The sequence below is a fragment of the Winogradskyella sp. genome (assembly GCF_013213975.1).
GTDB lineage: Bacteria > Bacteroidota > Bacteroidia > Flavobacteriales > Flavobacteriaceae > Winogradskyella.
The window spans coordinates 15,518-34,798 of the sequence record NZ_JABSST010000034.1; the positions used below are offsets into that span (position 1 = coordinate 15,518).

17 protein-coding genes and 1 pseudogene are annotated in these 19,281 nt (G+C 34.8%); 7 read left to right on the plus strand and 11 right to left on the minus strand.

The window, feature by feature from the left end; all coding sequences use genetic code 11:
* Positions 1 to 92: 92 nt before the first annotated feature.
* The gene (locus HRU49_RS06875) at positions 93 to 440 is read right to left on the minus strand and encodes a hypothetical protein (RefSeq protein ID WP_296355501.1); all 348 of its coding nucleotides are present in this window, start codon (positions 438 to 440) and stop codon (positions 93 to 95) included.
* A 252-nt stretch (positions 441 to 692) separates the two neighbouring features.
* On the opposite strand from HRU49_RS06875, the gene HRU49_RS06880 reads away from it, so the two are divergent.
* A complete protein-coding gene (locus HRU49_RS06880) occupies positions 693 to 869 on the plus strand; it encodes a hypothetical protein (protein WP_296355502.1) in 177 nt (58 codons plus the stop codon).
* Positions 870 to 896: 27 nt separating this feature from the next.
* Complete coding sequence (locus HRU49_RS06885) at positions 897 to 1,421, plus strand: hypothetical protein (RefSeq protein WP_296355505.1); 525 nt, start codon at positions 897 to 899, stop codon at positions 1,419 to 1,421.
* Positions 1,422 to 1,433: 12 nt separating this feature from the next.
* Here the strand turns inward: HRU49_RS06885 and HRU49_RS06890 are convergent, their stop codons facing one another.
* The 6 genes from HRU49_RS06890 to HRU49_RS06910 all read right to left on the minus strand — a co-directional run bounded on the left by HRU49_RS06890 (position 1,434) and on the right by HRU49_RS06910 (position 8,970).
* Entirely contained in the window at positions 1,434 to 2,168 is a 735-nt protein-coding gene (locus tag HRU49_RS06890) for a hypothetical protein (protein WP_296355508.1), read from the minus strand.
* Positions 2,169 to 2,178: 10 nt separating this feature from the next.
* Entirely contained in the window at positions 2,179 to 3,081 is a 903-nt protein-coding gene (locus HRU49_RS06895) for a hypothetical protein (RefSeq protein ID WP_296355509.1), read from the minus strand.
* Positions 3,082 to 3,185: 104 nt separating this feature from the next.
* Positions 3,186 to 3,323, minus strand: coding sequence for a DNA alkylation repair protein (locus tag HRU49_RS14700; RefSeq protein ID WP_363146427.1), 138 nt, complete (start codon positions 3,321 to 3,323; stop codon positions 3,186 to 3,188).
* 7 nt (positions 3,324 to 3,330) lie between these two features.
* Complete coding sequence (locus HRU49_RS06900; RefSeq protein ID WP_296355511.1) at positions 3,331 to 6,588, minus strand: S41 family peptidase; 3,258 nt, start codon at positions 6,586 to 6,588, stop codon at positions 3,331 to 3,333.
* Positions 6,589 to 6,670: 82 nt separating this feature from the next.
* On the minus strand, positions 6,671 to 8,371 hold the full coding sequence (gene ggt, locus HRU49_RS06905) for a gamma-glutamyltransferase (RefSeq protein WP_296355514.1): 1,701 nt from the start codon (positions 8,369 to 8,371) through the stop codon (positions 6,671 to 6,673).
* Positions 8,368 to 8,970 carry an acyl carrier protein phosphodiesterase gene (locus HRU49_RS06910; protein ID WP_296355516.1) on the minus strand — a complete coding sequence of 201 codons (603 nt, stop codon included), beginning with the start codon at positions 8,968 to 8,970 and terminating at the stop codon, positions 8,368 to 8,370. Before HRU49_RS06910 ends, ggt begins: the two co-directional genes overlap by 4 nt.
* 70 nt (positions 8,971 to 9,040) lie before the next feature.
* On the opposite strand from HRU49_RS06910, the gene glmM reads away from it, so the two are divergent.
* Both glmM and HRU49_RS06920 read left to right on the plus strand, forming a co-directional pair.
* Positions 9,041 to 10,429, plus strand: coding sequence for a phosphoglucosamine mutase (glmM, locus tag HRU49_RS06915; RefSeq protein WP_296355518.1), 1,389 nt, complete (start codon positions 9,041 to 9,043; stop codon positions 10,427 to 10,429).
* Between the two features lie 11 nt (positions 10,430 to 10,440).
* Complete coding sequence (locus HRU49_RS06920; RefSeq protein WP_296355520.1) at positions 10,441 to 11,946, plus strand: aminotransferase class V-fold PLP-dependent enzyme; 1,506 nt, start codon at positions 10,441 to 10,443, stop codon at positions 11,944 to 11,946.
* 6 nt (positions 11,947 to 11,952) lie between these two features.
* On the opposite strand, the gene HRU49_RS06925 is transcribed toward HRU49_RS06920, so the two are convergent.
* The gene (locus HRU49_RS06925) at positions 11,953 to 12,843 is read right to left on the minus strand and encodes a lysophospholipid acyltransferase family protein (protein ID WP_296355522.1); all 891 of its coding nucleotides are present in this window, start codon (positions 12,841 to 12,843) and stop codon (positions 11,953 to 11,955) included.
* Positions 12,844 to 12,900: 57 nt separating this feature from the next.
* Between HRU49_RS06925 and HRU49_RS06930 the strand changes: the two genes are divergently transcribed.
* Positions 12,901 to 13,551 carry a rhomboid family intramembrane serine protease gene (locus HRU49_RS06930; RefSeq protein ID WP_296355524.1) on the plus strand — a complete coding sequence of 217 codons (651 nt, stop codon included), beginning with the start codon at positions 12,901 to 12,903 and terminating at the stop codon, positions 13,549 to 13,551.
* Positions 13,552 to 13,600: 49 nt separating this feature from the next.
* Here the strand turns inward: HRU49_RS06930 and HRU49_RS06935 are convergent, their stop codons facing one another.
* Positions 13,601 to 14,755, minus strand: a complete 1,155-nt coding sequence (locus HRU49_RS06935; RefSeq protein WP_296355526.1) for a TlpA disulfide reductase family protein — start codon at positions 14,753 to 14,755, stop codon at positions 13,601 to 13,603.
* Between the two features lie 150 nt (positions 14,756 to 14,905).
* Between HRU49_RS06935 and mnmE the strand changes: the two genes are divergently transcribed.
* Positions 14,906 to 16,291 (plus strand): tRNA uridine-5-carboxymethylaminomethyl(34) synthesis GTPase MnmE, encoded by a 1,386-nt coding sequence (mnmE, locus tag HRU49_RS06940; protein ID WP_296355529.1) that lies wholly within the window; start codon positions 14,906 to 14,908, stop codon positions 16,289 to 16,291.
* Between the two features lie 667 nt (positions 16,292 to 16,958).
* The gene (locus HRU49_RS06945) at positions 16,959 to 17,321 is read left to right on the plus strand and encodes a DUF4870 domain-containing protein (RefSeq protein WP_296355530.1); all 363 of its coding nucleotides are present in this window, start codon (positions 16,959 to 16,961) and stop codon (positions 17,319 to 17,321) included.
* Between the two features lie 73 nt (positions 17,322 to 17,394).
* Here the strand turns inward: HRU49_RS06945 and dnaN are convergent, their stop codons facing one another.
* Together dnaN and HRU49_RS06955 are read right to left on the minus strand one after the other, a co-directional pair.
* Positions 17,395 to 18,513 carry a DNA polymerase III subunit beta gene (gene dnaN, locus HRU49_RS06950; protein WP_296355532.1) on the minus strand — a complete coding sequence of 373 codons (1,119 nt, stop codon included), beginning with the start codon at positions 18,511 to 18,513 and terminating at the stop codon, positions 17,395 to 17,397.
* Between the two features lie 88 nt (positions 18,514 to 18,601).
* Positions 18,602 to 19,281: pseudogene (locus HRU49_RS06955) on the minus strand (gliding motility-associated ABC transporter substrate-binding protein GldG); the annotation flags it as partial.

Sequence of the window (19,281 nt, forward strand, 5' to 3'; positions counted from 1 at the left end):
AGGTTTGCCCCTTAACTAGAAATTACTTAACAAAAAAAGGTAAAAGAAGCCCTTGATTATAAGCGCTTTTGTATGGTGAAAATTGGTTATAATTAACCTTTAGACATCTCACCAGACTCCAAAGCCTTTGCATAGTTTGCTTTCACTGTAGAATTAAGACCAAAGAATTTTGAACCATCTTTTTTCTTTAAAACCACATATGTAGTGTTGTTTTTATCAGTCATAACTTCATCGATAATTACAATATCACCATGAACGCTTTTATAATTGGCTATTTTTCCACGTTTGTTAAGCGTGTTAAGTTTAGGGAACTTAATGTAATTATAGGATTGCCCTTTTTGCGCATTTATAACTAATTCATCTCCAACTTTTGGCTCAGACTGTGCATTAATTGTAAAACAAAATCCGAAAAATAAGAGGATGAAAACTACTTTTTTCATAATTAAAAGCTTGTAAATTAAGAATAGTATAAAATTATCAAGAAAAATCAATTTAAGCAATCATATTCATGAATTTTTAAATTTAAGCTATAATATGGTTTTAATAGTTGTTTTGTTTGACCCTTTTAGTATCTTGTTTTCCAAGATGGATAGCGCATATGTTTAGACACTAATTATTGGTCAAAGCACGTTAAAAGTCAATTGAAGCTTAAACTTGTTGCTTTCGTGCATGTTTTAGCTAAAAAGCGTATTTTGTATAGGTGTGTGGGGCCATACGAAGACGGCTGGATATTACTAAAAGATGGAGGTAAGCCCATTATATCAAACCATCGAAAGCAGAGTGTAGTTATAGGACTTATAAAGGTTTCAGTGAAACGCTACAAGACAGATGTCATTATTGATGAAGAAAGCGGTGGTATAAGAGAATAAAATAAGTTATAAAGATTAAATAAATATATGAAACTATTAGGTATAGGATCAAGAATCCAACATTCGGAATATGGTAAAGGTGTAGTAACTAACGTTACATCAAAACACTATTGGGTCACATTTATAGACAATGGCTTAGAGACTTTGGAATTAGACTCAGATTTTGAAGTGATTGAAGCAGCAGAAGATGATGTTGATACGGTTAGTTTTTATGAAGTAGAGAAAAGTTTAAAAGACATCCTTAAAAAATGGTCTGATGTTTCTGAAGTAATAGCTATTGGCGAGAAGTGGAAAGGCGGAAAGCTAATTATGCAACCTGGTGATGAAAATTTAAAAGCAAGTGAATTACCAATAGACAAGTTTTTTCATAAAATAACGATGGTTAGGGATCGCCTTCGGGTTATGGAGCAAAAAATTAATTCGAGTAATCTGGATGAACAGGAAAAAGTAGATTTACAACAATATATAACGCGTTGCTATGGAAGTTTAACAAGTTTTAATGTCTTGTTTAAATTAAAAACGCAGCAATTTGTGGGCCAAAGATCTAAATAAGTCTAGTTGCTTTTATTGTATTTGCAAGCCTCTAACTGCACCCATATCCAAGTCCAAAAAGAATAACTTGTGAGTTGTTGGTAAAAGCGCACCGCTTTCAGTTTCGGTCCATTGATCCCAAGTTGCTTCTAATCCATTAATGGGTAATATATCTACCCACATTTGATAACTTTTAGGTTTACCACTTTCGTCGAAATGCCACAGGTAAGAATCACCAGGTGTCGTACCACCTTTAGTGTAAGTAATCAATAAGGCTTGTTGACCAGCCTCTGTCTGGACGATACTCCGCTCTGTGCCGTTATCAAAAACCTTGTATGGCGCAACTAACCAAAACGAATCGTTATTAAAGTAGGTAAGAGCTTTTTCTATATAGTCTTGCTTTTCTTTACCATTGTATTCTTGCTCGCCAGCAAATACCTTAGAATTTTTAGAGTCTTTCAGGTCTAGAATTACCGTCATGGCATCCCAAGAAACTTCACAGACATTATCAGTTTTATACCATTTGTAATGGTTTCTACTCTTAAAGGTCCATTCTAAGTAATCAGTATTGAGATAGGCTTCTTCATTTAGTGCCTTAAGCATAGACTTAGCCAAAAGATCAGCTTCAGGACCTTGTTTTCCGACTGGTAAGTCTTCATTATATCTTAAATACATAAAGGCAAAGAAGAGCAGTGTAGGTAAAGTGAAAAAAATAATGATTCCACCAACAATTTTTAGAATGCGCTTAGATTTCGATGTTTTTGCCAAAAGAAATAATTTATAACAAAGATAGCCTTTCTTTAATCGCATCAGCTAGAATTAGTGCAGAATCTGGATGATGTCTAAACCATAATTCTGGTTCTACAAGCTCTAACTCTGCCAATGCAATTTCACCATCATTATCATTAAATATATCAACTCGTGCATACAAGGGCAGTTCTGCACAGGCTCTTACTGTATTTTCTGCGAATTCAATTTCTTTCAAGGTTGGGGAATAGTCATGTACACTACCTCCAAAATCATCTTGAACTCTAAAATCACCTGCCTTAGCTTTCTTTAGAATGGCGTGTGTAAATTGACCATTAAATACCATCATTGAAATCTCACCTTCAGAAACTATGCGATGTTGAAAAGGTTGAAGCATCATAGCTTCAGTTTTAATTAAGGATTTAAATATGGATTCATGCTGTGCAACTGTCTCAGTATTTAATTTATAAGTATGGCGCGCAGCACCAGAAACACAAGGCTTTAAAACAGTTTCCTGCCAACTTGATTGTTCATGGAGAGCTTCTAAAGTATCTGTTGAACCGCGTTCAATAAAATGTGTTTCTGCGATATGAACACCGTTTTGTTCTAAATCCTTTAAGTAATGCTTATCTAAATTCCACCTAATTATCGCTTCGGAATTAATGAGCATGGTTTGCTTTGATACCTTATTTAACCAATTTGAAAATCTTGAGAAGTCATCAAAATAATCCCAAGTCGTTCGAAAGAGCACAGCTTTAGTCGTAGACCAATCGAAATGCGCATCGCTCCAAGCTAAACGAATTACTTTTAATCCAAGTTTTCCTAAGGCATTAGCGACAATGGCATCTTCTGTAATAACATTTTTAGTGTAATTATCAATGTTGCTAGGATAGGCATGTTTTTGATCTGTGAGAATTACAACGTCGTATTTCATATTAGATGTTTTAGAACTTCTCGTTTACCTAAAATTTTTTGTTCTATTGTATTATCGTAAGTATTAACCGCAAACATATCTATTTTTGCACAGATTCTCAATGCCTAGCTAATGGCTTTTCTAACAGGTAATTTAATGCCAACAAATGGAAACAGATGTTTCATGTTTGTCTCCATTTGTTGGATATTTGATTCATTTCTATGGGTCTCAAATTGAGATTTAAGCTCATTAAGAAACGCCAAACACTAATTAATTGTCCGCTTTGTAACCAGCTGGTCGTTTCCAACGCACAGGAGCTTTAGGTTCTGGCTTAAGCTCAAACTCGTTTCCTTTTAATAAGTTTAATGCCTCTTGAACAGCACGTTCTAATTGAGGGTCATTACCAGCGGATGTTTCTTTTGGATGCTGAATGACTTCTATGTCTGGCGCAACGCCTTCTCCTTCAACTGCCCATTCACCATTAACATCATAAAATCCTCCCCGTGGAGCAACCATTCGACCACCATCAATAAAACGTGGAGTATCCCAAGTACCAACTAATCCTCCCCAAGTTCGAGTACCAATTAAAGGTCCAAGGTTTTTCATCTTAAACATGTATGGTAATAAATCACCACCAGATCCTGCACGTTCGTTAATCAACATTACTTTTGGTCCCCATATTCCTGCGATTGGTGTTGTCCATGGTCGCTTATCACCAGCCTTACTGTTAAAGTACCCAAACAATTCACGTGACATTATATCGATCATATAGTCTGCAGCAGATCCACCGCCATTATTACGCTCGTCGATAACAACACCTTTTTTATCTTGTTGTGAGAAATAGTATCTATTAAATGATGTAAAACCACCTCCACCAGTATTAGGAACATAAACATAGGCTAATTTGCCGTTAGATAATTCATCCACTTTTCTACGGTTACTCTCGACCCAATCAATAGTTCTTAGTCCTCGCTCATTGCTTACTGGTTTAACTAAAACTGTACGAGAATTCGTCATATTAGGTTGTGAATTCACTACAATGTTTATTTCTCTTCCTGCAGTTTGCTCTAATAATTCATAAGGATTTGTATTTGCATCTAAGGTTTTACCATCAATAGCTAGAATGAAATCTCCTTCATTGACATTAATCCCAGGTTGCGCTAGTGGTGCTGTTATGTTAGGATTCCAACGTTCGCCATTGTAAATTTTTGAGATTTGATATTTGCCATTATTGAGCTTTAAATCGCAGCCTAGTAAGCCTACTGGAACACGATTGACATTTGGAAAATCACCACCAGAAACATATGAATGACCAACAGCAACCTCACCACTCATAATATCGACAACATAGTTGAGGTCTGTCCTATGTCTTACATGATCTATCCATGGTGAATACCATTTGTAAACCTCATCCCAAGGTGCTCCATGGACATTATCCACATATAAAAAGTCACGCATGTAACGCCATCCCTCTTTAAAAATTTGATGCGCTTCGGCTTTTGGATCCAGTTTAATCTTAATGGTTATCTTAAGATTGTCTTTTCCAGGCTTAGGGGGAGCAGAAGCTCCTGCAAGTACCCAGTTTCCATTTTGGAATAATAGTATCGATTTTCTGTCGTCTGAAGCTACCATTTGTGATACTCCATCGGCAAAATCTGTTGCTTTTTCTTTTTCTACATCATAGGAGTGTACTTTTAAGCCATTAGTATTCGGAATTAACTCTGCAATAAATACTTTATGTTTTGGACCTTTCAAAAGTGCCACATAATTTCTCGACGGAAGACTTAAAGCAACCGCTCGGTCAAATATTCCGGATTCATCAATGGTAATTGTAACACCTTCAGATTTATTATCTTCTTTTTTGTCCTTACCTTCAGACTTATTATCCTCTTTTTTAACATCCTCCATCTCATTTTTAGGAAGGTTAGGTGCTTTGTCATCTGCGCTTAAGACTACAGCGTATAAACTCCTAGTAAGATTAGCAGCAGGATCATAATTACTCATATCAAGCCAACCACTCTGTAATCCATAATTGGTACTAGCTAAAGTGTAGAGGTACTTTCCAGTAGCGTCCCATACTGGTGAAATAGCATCTGCGATAGGATCTGTTAGTTGTATTGTTTTTTTAGAATCGATATTGTACGCAAAAATGGCTTTAAAATGACTTTCCTGTTGTTTTGCAAATGCTATCCATTTACTATCAGGAGACCAAACAGGATTCATAGATCGGTTTGGGTGTGCATAACGATCAGTGGCTACTTTTTTTGTCTTTTTATTATCTAAATCTATGATCCAGATATTATAATGCGTGTCTGTATAGGCAATGTACTTTCCATCTGGTGACCAGTCTGGTTGAAAGTAAAACGTCGGATTAGGGAGGTTTATGGCCTCAGCATTTTGCCCATCCTGATCAGCTATCATTAATTGATATTCACCGCTCTTATCTGAGAACCATGCAATTTTATTTCCTTTTGGTGACCAAATAGGACTTCTATCTGCCACACCAGGTGAGTTGGTAATATTCATCCAAGTGCCGTCTTCTTTAGGTACCGTAAATATTTCACCACGATGCTCAAAAATGGCTCTTTTTCCTTTTGGTGATACATTTGGATTATTGAGCTGAAAAGCTGAAACATTATCCCACTTCGTACGGTAAAAATTCAAGTCTGCTTTAACGTTGATAATTAACTGATTGGTATTTCCTGAACTTGGATCGTATACATGTAAATAACCACCTTGTTCGTATACAATCTTACTATCACTAGCATCCAAACTTTTTACATCGAATTTCTTATGAAAGGTGATTTGTTTTTCTTCTTTCGTTTTTGGATCAAACGACCAAATATTCATAGTGTAATCGCGCTCAGACATAAAATATACTATTCCATCGAGCCAAACAGGATCTAAATGACGTTCTTGTGTTGGTTGTGGGGTTCTAATTAAAGCTTTTGTCTTCATGTCAACTACCCAAATAGGCATGGCCTGACCACCTCTATAATTACGCCATTCTGCGTCCCAACCTGTAATTGGAGTATAAGCTAAATACTTTCCGTCTTGAGACATTTCACCATAAGCAGCCCTTCGAATATCCAAAGCTTCTGGTAGACCTCCATTAGTTGAAACCGTAAAGAATTTATTGGTCATTGTTGGCTGTGCTTCGCGTCCTGAACGAAATAACACCTTGCCGTCTGGAGTCCAGCCTTGTACAAAATCACCTGCAGGGTGATACGTTAATCGTTTAGGTTCACCTCCTTCAAAAGGGACAACAAAAACATCAACATTGCCATCGTACTGAGCGGTAAATGCAATCATTTTTCCATCATTAGAAAAGTGAGGACTAGATTCATAACCTTCATCACTCGTTAACCGAATTGCTGTTCCTCCATTTACAGAAGATTTCCATAAATCGTTGGCATATACAAATACAAGGTCATCGCCATGAAGTGTAGGTTGTCTTAATAATTTTGTGCCTTGGGAAAAGCTTAATAATGAAAAGCAGAGTGCTGCTAAAGCAATAAACTGTCGCATTTTGATTGGTTTTTAAAAGTTATATTAAAAAAAAACGTAATTAAAGATACAATTCTGGAAGTGCTAATCTTTTAAAACAATGTTAAAAACCAACTGCTGTATCGTCACCTCTATTGTCAGCACCTCCTTCGAGTGTACCATCTTCTAAAATTAGGATACCATCAACTTTTCCAATCACCGGACTACGCTTAAAGTTCAAATGGTAACCAAGCGCTTCGAGTTTTTTAATTGTATTTTCATCAAAACCGTTTGGTTCCATTCTAATTTCATCTGGTAACCATTGATTATGAAATCTAGGGGCATTTACGGCTTCTTGCATCGTTAAGCCAAATTCATGGACATTAAGTATGGTTTGTAAGACTGATGTGATAATGGTTGAACCACCTGGAGTACCGACGGACATGTAAAAATCACCATCTTTTTCTACAATGGTTGGAGTCATTGAACTTAACATTCTTTTCTCAGGAGCAATACTATTTGCTTCAGCGCCTAAAAGACCATAGTAATTTGGCTCACCAGGTTTACTGCTAAAATCATCCATTTCATTGTTTAAAAAGAAACCTAATTCATCGACATAAAGTTTAGAACCATAACCACCATTAATTGTAGTTGTTACTGCAATGGCATTTCCAAACTGGTCCACAATGGAGTAGTGGGTTGTTTCCTCACTTTCGTATCCTACAATAGATCCATGAGAAATAGAATCTACAGGCGTTGGCTCAATAAAAGAAAAAGATTCCATGCGCTCATTGAGATATACGTCACTAATTAGTGTTTCGACTGGAATATCAACAAAATCAGGATCTCCCAAATAAAAACTACGATCTGCATAGGCTCGTTTTTCAGCTTCTGCTAAAACTTGAATGGTCTTTAGTGAATTATGTCCGTAATCGTTTAAATCAAAAGGCTCAATCATTTTCATAAGCTGAGCTAAACAAATACCACCGGAAGAGGGTGGTGGCATAGAAGTTATAGTTAAATCATCATAATCAAAAGAAATAGGATCGCGCCATTTAGCGTCATATTTATTGAGGTCTTCAAGAGTAATAATGCTGCCTTTAGATTGTAAATAATTAACTAAGATTTTAGCGGTTTCCCCTTTGTAAAACTCATCTTTTCCGTTAAGCGCTAAACGTTCTAAAGTTTCGGCTAGTTTTTGATTTTGTATTGTACTACCAGCATTTAAATTTTTATTATATAGAATTTCCTTTCCATTAACTGTTTTGAATATACTATCGTATGCTGCTAAGCGCTGCTCTTGTTTTTTAGTCACTACATAACCCTTACGCGCTAATTCTATGACAGGACTGAGAATAGTCTTTATATCGAGTTGTCCAAATCGTTCTTGAGCCTTAAATACTCCTGCTACAGTGCCAGGAATACCAACAGCCATAGAACCTACGGTGCTTAAATCTTTTATAACCTCTCCATTTTCATCCAAATACATATTCTTGGATGCAGCCAAAGGCGCTTTTTCTCTATAATCTAGAGCGCCTTTAGTGCCATCGGCTAGTCGGTATACTAAGAAGCCTCCACCTCCAAGATTTCCAGCATATGGGTAGCAAACAGCGAGAGCTAATTCTGTAGCCATCATAGCATCAAAAGCATTACCGCCTTTCTTTAATATTTCGATTCCAATTTTTGACGCTTCTTCTCTAGCACTAACAACCATGGCTTCTTTTGCAATTAAGCCTCTTGAATTTATTTGCCTTTTGTTTGCAACTGTATCGGTTTTACATGAGTAACATAAAAGGGCTATTAGGATAAAAACAATATGCTTCATATCTTAAATTGTTTTTCTAATTCGTGACGTTTTTTATTGCTAAAATTAATGAGTTCCTCAAAAAACTCCGTAAAATCAGATTCAAAATCGTTGTAATATTTTTTTAGTTCGGTTGTAGCCTTATTCATTTTGGATTTGCCATCTGTTCTTCGATTCATGCCGTTTAGTACTTGTTGAATTCCTTCAATTGACGCATAACTCAAAAGCCAATTATCCTCAATCATAGAAGGTGTAAGACGTTTGAATCGTGTGGGTAACAGTTCAAAGTTGGTTCGTAGACTTTTATAGAATTCGTTTACATATTTTGACAATGGTATCGTAGAATATTCACTCCAATTTTTAGCTAAAAAATGATCAAAGAAAATATCGATAATAACACCACTATAATGTCCGTAATTCTTATGAAGTCGTTTTGTGCTACGACGGAAAACTGGGTGCGCATCAGTAAAAGTGTCAATGTCTCTATGAAGTAAAATACCTAGTTGAATTTCCTCGGGATAATCTTTGTATTTTTTTCCTCGAACTCCATCCGCAACAAAATTACCGATGGTAACTAATTCATTATTGCCAGAAAGGTATATATGGGCCAAAAAATTCATTAGCCGAATTTACAAATTCATAATAACAAAATTGTAATTAGATATTATATTTGCGCAAAACGAAAGACTTATGACTTTAATAAAATCTATATCTGGAATTCGCGGAACAATTGGAGGTAAAGCAGAGGATAATCTTACACCAATTGACGCAGTTAAGTTTGCAGCTGCCTATGGTACATGGCTAAAACAGCAACGTCAAAAAGACAACTATCGAGTTGTTGTAGGAAGAGATGCAAGAATTTCAGGTGAAATGATTCAAAGTTTGGTAATGCAAACCCTAGTGGGTATGGGAATTCATGTTATTGATCTTGGTTTATCAACAACACCAACAGTTGAGGTTGCGGTGCCAATGGAACACGCTGATGGAGGTATTATCTTAACGGCAAGTCATAATCCAAAACAGTGGAATGCTTTAAAACTTTTAAATCATAAAGGTGAATTTCTTGATGGTGCTGAAGGGAAAAAGATTTTAGACATTGCTGAGTCTAATGATATGAGTTTTGCAGAAGTTGATGATTTAGGAAAAATCACTAAAAATGAGGCTTATATTGATTTGCATATTGATGAAGTTTTAGAATTGCCTTTAGTCAATAAGAAGGCAATACAAGATGCTAATTTTAAAGTTGTTGTAGATGGTGTAAATTCTACAGGAGGAATTGCCATTCCTTTACTTTTAGAAAGACTAGGAGTACATCCAGTTAAACTCTATTGCGATCCTACAGGTCATTTCCCTCATAATCCAGAACCATTAAAGGAACATTTAGGTGATTTGGCTGATGCGGTTGTAAAAGAGCGAGCAGATTTTGGAATTGTAGTTGATCCAGATGTAGATCGATTGGCGTTTATGGACGAGAAAGGTGAGATGTTTGGTGAAGAATATACATTGGTGGCTTGTGCGGATTATGTGCTTAGTAAAAATCCTGGGAATACCGTTAGTAATATGAGTTCTACACGAGCACTTCGAGACGTTACTGAAGAACATGGTGGAATGTATGAAGCTAGTGCTGTTGGTGAAGTAAATGTCGTTGAACTTATGAAAAAAAACAATGTAGTAATTGGTGGTGAAGGAAATGGAGGAATTATCTACCCAGAATTGCATTATGGACGCGATGCTTTAGTAGGTGTTGCCTTATTTTTAAGCCTATTAGCAGAAAAAAAAATGACAGTTAGCGAGCTTAGAGCAACCTATCCAAATTACTTTATGAGTAAGAAGAAAATTCAATTGACTCCTGATTTAGATGTTGATGGAATTTTAAAGATTATGGAAACCAATTACAGTCACGAACAATTGACCACAATCGATGGTGTTAAAATTGATTTTGCTGACAGTTGGGTGCATTTAAGAAAAAGCAATACGGAGCCTATTATCAGAATATATACAGAGGCTCATTCTCAAGATACTGCTGATACTTTAGCAGACCGATTTATATCAGAAATCAAAGCTGTCGCAAATATTTAGTAACTTTGAATATGATTACAGAGGTGAAAGAACATTTTGCAACAGCCCTTGAAGCGTACTTTGATCAGTATAGGAGGCATATTATTGGTCAGGATCAAACCTTTTATTCACCTTATGGCGAAAAAAAAATCATTTACACAGATTGGACAGCTTCAGGTAGATTATACAGGCCAATAGAAGATAAATTATGTAATGAATTTGGTCCTTTTGTTGCAAATACACATACTGAAACAACCGTTTCTGGTACTGCAATGACAAATGCTTACAGAAAAGCAAAGCAAATTATTAAGCAGCATGTTAATGCTAATGGAGAAGATGTTTTGATTGCATGTGGCAATGGAATGACAGGTGTTATTAATAAATTTCAGAGAATTCTAGGTCTTAAAATACCGGAGAATTTAAGAGAGTACACTCATATTCCAGATGAGATTCGTCCAGTTGTTTTTATTTCACATATGGAACATCATTCTAATCAAACTTCTTGGTTAGAAACCATGGCAAAAGTTGTGGTTGTACCACCTAATAAGGATGGTTTGTTCTGTCTTAAAAATCTAGAGTCGCTCTTAATTAAGCACAAGGACAGAGCATTAAAGGTTTGCTCTGTTGTCGGTGGTTCAAACGTAACAGGGATAGAGACTCCTTATCATGATATTGCAAAATTAATGCATAAATATGCTGGAGTATGTTTTGTAGATTTTGCATGTTCAGCACCTTATGTTGAAATTAATATGCATCCAGAAGATAAGGATGCGCAATTAGATGCTATTTTCTTTTCACCACACAAGTTTTTAGGTGGACCAGGCTCTTCAGGTGTTCTTGTTTTCAATAAACAACTGTATAATAATATGGTGCCAGATTGTCCTGGTGGTGGTACTGTAAGCTGGACTAACCCTTGGGGAGAACACAAGTATATTGATAATATTGAAGATAGGGAAGATGGTGGAACACCAGGTTTTCTTCAAACCATAAAAACTGCATTGTCTATTAAGCTCAAGGAGCAAATGGGTGTAGAAAATATATTGAAACGTGAACACGAATTAGTAGCTATTGTTTTTAAGAAACTTGAATCTATATCTAATATAAAGATACTCGCTAGCCAACATAGAAAGCGATTAGGCGTTATTTCATTTTATATTGATGACTTACATTATAACCTAGGCGTTAAACTGCTAAACGATCGTTTTGGGATTCAGACGCGTGGCGGTTGTAGTTGTGCAGGAACTTATGGGCATTTCTTACTGCACGTAGATCAGCAAATGTCTAGAGAATTAACGGATGAAATCTCATTAGGTGAATTGGTACGTAAACCTGGTTGGATTCGGATGTCTATTCATCCAACAACAACAAATGAAGAAGTAGAATTTGTTTGTGATAGTATTTTAGCGCTTGCTCAAAATCATAAAGATTGGGCTAAAGATTATGACTATTCAAGGTTTAATAATGAATTTGTTCATAAATCGCTGTTACATAAACCTTGTGACACATCTAGCATTGATGATTGGTTTGATCTAGATTAATTATGTTTATTGAAATTCTTTAGGGGCCTTATTTTTGTGTTTCCAACGTTTATGGGTCCATAAGTAGTATTGTGGTGCCTCATAAATTTGTTGTTCTACTAGTTTAAAAAAGGTGTCTGTTATGGTGTAATCTTCAAATTCTCTCGGGTTTTCAGTAATCGTTTCGAACGTTGTTTCGTAATATCCGCGTTTTAATCGTCTAACTCTAAAGAAAACAACTGCCATGTCCATTTTCTTTGCCATCATTTCTGCTCCGGTATACATCGGAACCTTGATACCCATAAATTCATTCCAATGAAAAGCTTTGTTAGCTTTAGGGGATTGATCAGATACAAAACCATTAATAGTTAATTCGCCCTTAGAATTACATTCCGTTAACACATTAAATGTTTCTTTCGTTGTTATTAAATGAGAATTGTATTTTGCTCTAATCCCTTTGACCAATTTATCAAAGTACTTATTTGCTAAACGTTTATAAACGGCATAACCTTTATACTTTATATAAGTCTGAAGGATAAATATCCATTCCCAACTTCCGTAATGTGCGCACATTAATATGATACTTCGCTCTTTCTTCTCTAAATCATGAATTAATTCGATATTACTAAACGAAAATCGTTTTTGCATTTCTTTTTTTGTTATTGTCAGAGATTTAATGGCTTCCACAATCATATCACATAGATGATGGTAAAATTGGCTAGTTATATCTTTAATTTCCTTTTCAGATTTATCAGGGAACACTAATTGCAAATTGTGCTTTACTGTTGATTTTCTGTAACCAAAAATCTTATATAAAAATATATATAAGAGATCTGAAAAGGCATATAACAGCCTGAATGGTAATATTGAGATTAACCAAAGAATTGGGTAAACAAGAATGTAAGCAATAAGTTGCATAAAAGCATGTTCTAACTGAAGCGCAAATATATTATATTTGAATCAATAGATTACTTTATGACGTTAGATCCAATAACAATTACAATAATAGCAGCTAATGCCATTATTTCTATAAAGGGCTTTGATGATCGCTCTTTTTTTGAAAGGTATAAGTTCAATGTAGGAAGCATCAGAAGAGGAGAGCAAATTCGGATGTTGAGCTCTGGATTTCTTCACGCGGATACTACACATCTTCTTTTTAACATGTTTACCCTTTTCTTTTTTGCGAGTTATGTGATTGACCGTTTGGGGAATCTAAACTTTGTTATTGTATATATAGGTAGTTTAATTTTCGGAAATCTATTATCTCTGTATTTTCATAAAGAAGAGTATTGGTATAGTGCAATTGGTGCCAGTGGAGCAGTTACGGGTGTCTTATATGCAGCGATTCTGTTAGATCCTGGTATGCGATTGTATATGTTTTTTATTCCTGTGCCTATACCTGGTTATGTATTTGGTATTGGTTATTTACTTTATTCTATTTACGGTATGAAAAACAGAATTGGTAATATTGGTCATGATGCGCATTTTGGTGGAGCGGTAGGAGGTTATGCCATTACACTAATCTTAGAACCAAGTTTATTTGAAACCAAACTTGGCTATGTAGCCTTACTGGCAGTGCCAATAATCATATTATATATTTTGTATAAGACTGGAAAACTGCAATAAAAAAAGCCTGCTTGAGCAGGCTTTTTACCTATTATACCTAAATTTAAGTTTAGGCTTTTTCTAATAACTCTTTAACTTTGTTCTCTAGTGCTTTTCCCCGTAAGTTCTTAGCAACTATTATTCCTTCGGCATCCAGAATGTAAGTTGCAGGAATGGCTTGAATATCATAAAGTTTAGCTATAGGATCATTAAAATACTTAAGATGGGATACTTGATTCCATTTTAAACCATCTTGTTTAATTGCTGCTAGCCAAGCTTGTTTTGGGTCTTTTTGTCTGCTCTGGCCATCAAGAGATACTCCAACTATCTCTAACCCTTGGTCATGGTATTTATCGTAAATACGTACAACATTTGGATTTTCTCTGCGACATGGCCCACACCATGCTGCCCAAAAATCTATAATGGTTACTTTACCTTTTAAATCATTAAGACTAACAATCTCACCATCTGGAGTTGGTGCTTCAAAATTTGGTGCTACTTTTCCAATTTCTAAGTAGGCTACTTTTTCATATGCTTTTAGAAGCTCTTCTAATTTTGCTTTAATTTTCTTCCCTTGCGCTGATGCTTTTAAATCAGAGTCAAGGTTATTAAACGCCTCCATAAACTCAACGACTTTAAATTTTGGTTTATTGGCTTCCAATCCAATAAGATTAAGACTGAAGTAAGTATCCTTATGGTTCCTTACAAAGTTTAATGGATGATCAATTAATCTAACACTTACCTTTTCAAGTTCTAATTGAAGAGAGTCGCGTTTATCAGATTCTTCAGGTAATTTTAGTTGACGGTAAGGAATCATAATTTGTCGTCCTTCTTCTCTTATCTGTGCCATTTCATCTTGAAAGTCTACAAATCCTATATGAGATTCAGAACCTGTAACTTTAGAATCTAATGGGTTTTCCTTGTTTATTTCAATGTCTATTTCACTATTTTCTAGCATTAAAATAGCATCACCTTTCGTCCCATCTAGAGAAATAAAGTATACACTTGGTTCTTCTACAGAACCTTTCATGGTGAACTTTCCATCCATTACAATGGCGGTGTCTTTTATGGCTTCTCGGCCTTGGTCATCAACATTTTTAAGATAGACTCTAATCCCATTATATATACCTTCTGCCTTCCCGTTAATAACAAAATCAGTCCTTGGGTCTTGCTTGCAACTAGCAAATAACAATACAACCAATACTAATATGAGTGTTTTTTTCATTTCTATATGATTTTCAATTTATAGCAGCACAAATATATAAACAATGCCGAATAAACATTATTAAAGGAATGTAAATTAAATTATAAATAGAATCCCTTTCGTTTTATCAATCTCTTAATTTGCGATACTTTTGTACTAAAGAGCTTTACTATGCATAGCGATACTATTGTGGCCTTGGCAACACCATCTGGGAGCGGTGCAATCGCTGTCATTCGCTTATCAGGTCCAGATGCTATTTCAATCGCATCAATAGCCTTTAAATCTGTATCTAATAAAGATTTAAAAGATCAACCGACTCACACTATTCATTTAGGGCATATCGTTGATGATAAAAAGACCTTAGATGAAGTATTATTAGCCATATTTAAGAATCCAAATTCTTATACCGGAGAAGATGTTATAGAGGTGTCTTGTCACGGTTCAACTTACATACAACAGGAGATCATTCAATTATTTTTAAGGCTGGGTTGTAGAATGGCAACTCCAGGTGAATTTACGCTCAGAGCCTTTTTAAATGGAAAGTTAGACTTAAGTCAGGCTGAGGCAGTGGCTGATTTAATTTCTAGTGATAACCAAGCGTCTCATCAAATTGCGATGCAACAAATGCGAGGTGGTTTTTCATCTGAAATTGCAAAATTACGAGAAGAACTTTTAAACTTTGCCTCATTGATAGAGTTAGAATTAGACTTTGCTGAAGAAGATGTAGAATTTGCAGATCGTGGGGAATTTAAAGCATTGATTACACGTATTAGTTTTATCTTAAAGCGACTTATAGACTCTTTTGCCGTTGGAAATGTTATAAAGAATGGAATACCTGTTGCTATAGTTGGAGAACCTAATGTAGGTAAATCTACCTTATTGAATGCATTATTAAATGAGGAAAGAGCAATCGTATCAGAAATTGCTGGAACAACAAGAGATACTATTGAGGACGAAATCTCTATAGGTGGTATTGGCTTTCGATTTATTGATACGGCTGGGATTAGAGAAACAAAAGATGTTGTAGAAAGTATTGGTATAAAAAAGACTTTTGAAAAAATTGAACAATCTCAAGTTACGATTTATCTATTTGATTCTAGTCAACAAAGTAATAATCTTGAAACGGTTAAATTAGAAATAGAGAAAATAAGAAATAAATACCCTCAAAAGCCACTACTCATTGTAGGAAATAAGACAGATAAATTAAAAACTGAAGAATTATCGTTTATAAAAACTGCTATTTCCAAACTTATTTTGCTGTCGGCAAAATCTGGTTCTGGGGTTGAAGAATTGACAGATGCCTTATTAAATCTCATTAATACAGGGGCCTTAAGAAATAATGAAACGATTATAACCAATACACGACATTATGACGCATTGTTAAAAGCCTTTGAAGAAGTCCAAAAGGTACAACATGGTTTAGATACAGGCCTATCTGGTGATTTATTAGCTATTGATATTAGGCAGGCCTTATATCATTTTGGTGAGATTACAGGCGAGATCACAAATGACGATTTACTAGGTAATATTTTCGCAAACTTTTGTATTGGGAAGTAATGGCCATTATTGTTAGTATAAAAAATGAGATATATTTCAATAATTTAAAGGAAAAATTTTTATAAAGTATAGTATCTAAATTGATTGTTAAGGTTATTTCAGTTGGTGTATGGCTAAAGGATACAACAACGGAGTTATTTTAAAAATCATAAGCGATTATGCCTTTTCTAGTGCTGTAGCGAAATTTTCATAAAAAAATAGACCTTATAAAAAGTGAGTAACTTATCTGAGTTTTCTCTATAAATCTGAAATATGAAAAAAAGTTACAAAAATTACCAAATGTCAATTTTTCCCTGTAATAATATTCTTATATTTGGTATGTGTCTAAATTGATTGCTATATAGGCGATTTAAGTTAGTATGGGACTAAAAGACACAAAAACTTAATTAGTTTTAAAGAGTACAAGAGATTGTGCTCTTTTTTTTGTTGGTCAAATTTAAGAAAATATTCAACAAAGTATTTGGGTGACTTTAACTTTTTCTTAAGATAGGACTTGTCGATATTTCATTTTTCTTACAATAAATGTCTAATAGCCGATTATAAATGTGTTATGTATATTTAATAGCATGATTTAAGGAACGTTCTAATAGTATTTAATTTAACTACATATTTTCAGTTATTCTGTAACATTACTTAAAAATGAGCGTCTCATAAATTAAATGTTATTATGGAATCGAATTATCATACACTTAAAAGAACAGATAATCAGTTATTAATGCTGACGCATCTGTCGCAACTTCTAACTTATATCACAGGATGTGGAGGACTTGTAGTGCCGTTAATTATTTGGGCGACTCAAAAAGATAAAGTGATTGGTATGAACGCTCATGGTAAGGCTATTTTGAATTTTCAATTAAGTATTATAGTGTATTGCATTTTGAGTATTCCATTAATGATAGTATTCGGTCTAGGAATATTACTATTAATACTTATTGGTATTTTGGCTTTTGTCATGCCAATTGTAAACGCTATAAAGGCTAGTAACGGAGAATTACCTAGCTATCCATTGTCTCTTAATTTTGTTAGTTAGTTATAAAAGAAACATGGAATAGAAAAGGCTCGCTATCTTGTGAGCCTTTTTTATAATAAAAACCAACTATAGTTTAATTATTGAGCATAACCGGCATTACCAACATAGTTACGTGTTCGCCTTCATCTAACCCATCAATTGGTGTTAATATTCCAGCACGATTTGGTAAACTCATTTCTAATTGTACGTCATCAGAGTTTAAATTATTGATCATCTCAGTTAAAAATCGAGAGTTAAAGCCAATTTGCATATCGTCACCTTGATAGTCACAAGTAAGACGCTCTTCGGCTTTATTGCTATAATCGATATCTTCTGCAGAAATATTAAGTTCTGCTCCAGCAATCTTTAATCTTATTTGGTGCGTGGTTTTATTAGAAAAAATACTAACACGGCGTACAGAATTTAAAAACTGTGTTCTAGCAATGACTAATTTGTTAGGATTCTCTTTTGGAATAACTGCTTCGTAATTTGGATACTTGCCATCAATTAAACGACAAATAAGTACTGAATTATCAAATGTAAACTTAGCATTTGATTCGTTATATTCTACTACGACATCGTCATCACTTCCAGCCAAAATACCTTTTAACAGCGTCAATGGCTTTTTAGGCATGATAAATTCGGCAGATTCCGAAGCACTAACATCGTTTCGTGTATACTTCACTAATTTGTGAGCATCTGTAGCAACAAAGGTTAAGTTGTCTTGTGAAAACTGGAAGAATACTCCACTCATTACAGGTCGTAAATCATCATTTCCAGCAGCGAAAATTGTTTTGCTAATCGCATTTGCTAAAATATCACCCATGATTGTTGTAGTACTTGCGTCCTCTACAGAAACTGCATTAGGGAATTCGGCACCATCAGCATAAGCTAAAGCATATTTACCATGATTAGAGCTTATCTCTACCGTATTGTTATCTTCTGCAACAAAGGTCAAAGGTTGCTCTGGAAATGTTTTTAGCGTGTCTAATAATAAACGCGCTGGTACTGCAATACGTCCTTCAGAATCACTTTCAACATCAATGGTTGAAGACATGGTAGTTTCTAAATCACTTGCTGAAACAGTTAATTTTGACTGGCTTAATTCAAATAAGAAATTATCTAAAATAGGAAGGGTATTACTATTATTAATAACACCACCAAGTACCTGGAGTTGTTTTAATAAATACGTACTCGAAACAATAAATTTCATGCTAAATATATCTAGTTATGTCGTTTTAATTTGTCTTACAAATATATTTCAATGCAAGGGTTTTCTAAAACAAACTTATTAACAAAATCTAGGTGTATTTTTTCTTTCTTAAGTAGTTAAATCCAAATCCAAAAACCGCAAGGATGACCAATGGTAATGCGATATTTATAAGCTGCCATTTTGCTTTTTGATCCTTGATTTTATCAGCATCAAGATAGGCAACACTAATTTCCTTGGCTCTTATGTTTATAAGTCCAGTGTCATCTAAAAGGTAGTTAATGGTATTTAAGAGAAATTCTTTATTTCCAAAGGCTTGCCCAGACAATTGATCGAACCCTAATTCTTGCGGTCTATTTCTAATAACTTCATTTTTTATAACATCTCCATCAGAAATAATAACAATTTTAGTCTCCGCACTTGAGGATTTAAAATTATTGACTTTAAAAGGTAGCACGCGCTGGTCATAAACAGAGATGAATTGTCCTTCTAGTAAGACTGCCAAATTCTGAGGGCCTGAATTAAAAGTCGCTTCGTCAACTTCTTGCGTTACGTCTGCCAAAGAAATTATGGACGGTGCACCTTCTAGCTTAGATTGTGGAGAACTTTGTAATAAGATGGTCTTATTTACAGCATTTTTTAAAGTGTCTATTGGACTACCAAAATCAAACTTCACCAGGTTTAAGTTTTTTGTAATAGGATGTCCTGGGTTGGACGCTGCTAAAGGAGAATATTGCCATTGTATAGGTTGCAACTGTGCTTGACTGCCTT